The organism is Micromonospora maritima (genome assembly GCF_902825405.1).
GTDB lineage: Bacteria > Actinomycetota > Actinomycetes > Mycobacteriales > Micromonosporaceae > Micromonospora > Micromonospora maritima.
In genome coordinates, this window is the sequence record NZ_CADEAU010000817.1 from 1 (window position 1) to 1,537 (window position 1,537).

The window sequence follows — 1,537 nt, forward strand, 5'->3', positions numbered from 1 at the left end:
ACCCGGCCCGGCCCGCTGGCCTCGCCGGCCGGCTGCGCCGCCATGCTCGACGTGCTCGTCGCGCAGGAACACCGCGAGGACCTGGCCGCCGGCCTGCCCGACGGCACCCGCATCGCGCACAAGAACGGTTGGGTACGCGGTGTCCGCCACGGCGCCGGCGTGGTCTTCCCGGACGACGCGCCGCCGTACGCCGTCGTGGTGTGCACGACCACCGACCTGGCCGACGGCGGCGCGGACGGGGAGCAGGTCGAGGACGACGCCTGCCGGCTCATCGCGCACGTCTCCGCGCGGGTGTGGGACGCTCGGCACGACCTGGCCGGCTGAGGCCGCCTACTCCAGCAGCGCCGCCCGCAGCCGCGCCCGGACCTCGTCGGTCACGCCCAGCCCGTCGCGCAGGTACGCCTCGAACGTGCCGTGCACCCGACGCACCTCGTCGTAGGCGGCGTCGAGATACTCCGGGCGCACCTCCAGCAGCGGCCGGGCCACCGTCGGGTCCAGGTCCGGCCGGCGGCGCGTCATGGCCGCCAGCAGCACCTCGCGCAGGCTCTCGGTCAGCTCGTTGTGCCGCAGGTAGTCGGCCCGGATCGCCGGCTCGGGCACACCCAGCGCGGTCAACAGCACCACCGACAGCCAGCCGGTCCGGTCCTTGCCGGCCGAGCAGTGGAACAACAGCGGCAGGTTCCCGTCGTCGGCGGCCAGCCGCACCGCCGCGCCGAATCCGGCCCGCGCCGGCTCCCCGGTGACGAACCAGCGGTAGATCGCCGTCATCGCCCCCGGCATGCCCTCGCGGGCCAGCTCCGCGTACGCGTCCAGGTCGTGGCCCTGGAGCACGGCCGAGACGTACGTGAACACCGGATGCGCCGCGTCGTAGACCGGCAGGTGCACCCGACGGGGATCACCGACCAGCCGGTCCGGCGGGGCCACCGCCTGCTCGTCGGCGTCGCGCAGGTCCACCACGCAGGCCACCCCGAGCTTGCCCAGCACCGGCAGGTCGTCGTCGGTGAGCCGGCCCAGCGCCGCGGTGCGCAGGAGCCGCCCGGCGCGGACCCGCCGCCCGTCGGTCGTCGGCAACCCGCCCAGGTCGCGGGCGTTCGGCGCGCCCACCAGCTCCCAGTCCCGCCCGGTCATCGGCCCTCCCCTGCTCGCCGCCAGATGCCTATAGGGTGCCCCACATGACGATCGCCGCGGTACGCACCCACCGGCTCTCGGCCCCCTTACACACCCCGTTCGTCACCGCGCTGCGCCGCACCACCACCGTGGACACCCTGGTCGTCGAGGTGGTCGACGGCGACGGTCGCTCGGGTTTCGGCGAGGCCCCGCAGGTGTGGCAGGTCACCGGCGCGTCGGTCGCCGGGGCCGAGGCGTGCGTCCGCGAACTTCTCGCGCCGCTGCTGACCGGCCGGGACGCGGACGACCTCCAGGCCCGGTGCGCGCAGGTGCGCGCGGCCGTGGTCGGCAACGAGTCGGCGAAGGCGGCCGTCGACGTGGCGCTGCACGACCTGGCCGCGCGCCGGCTCGGCGTACCCCTGGTGCGGCT

General features: G+C 75.8%; 2 protein-coding genes and 1 pseudogene. 2 read left to right on the forward strand and 1 reads right to left on the reverse strand.

What is annotated here, in order from left to right; all coding sequences use genetic code 11:
* On the forward strand, positions 1-324 hold a 324-nt coding region (locus tag HUW36_RS32595; protein ID WP_174531552.1), incomplete at its 5' end, for a serine hydrolase.
* A 6-nt stretch (positions 325-330) separates the two neighbouring features.
* Here HUW36_RS32595 and HUW36_RS32600 read toward each other — a convergent pair.
* A complete protein-coding gene (locus HUW36_RS32600; protein ID WP_174531553.1) occupies positions 331-1,128 on the reverse strand; it encodes a tyrosine-protein phosphatase in 798 nt (265 codons plus the stop codon).
* Positions 1,129-1,172: 44 nt separating this feature from the next.
* On the opposite strand from HUW36_RS32600, the pseudogene HUW36_RS32605 reads away from it, so the two are divergent.
* A pseudogene (locus HUW36_RS32605) lies at positions 1,173-1,537 on the forward strand (dipeptide epimerase); the annotation flags it as partial.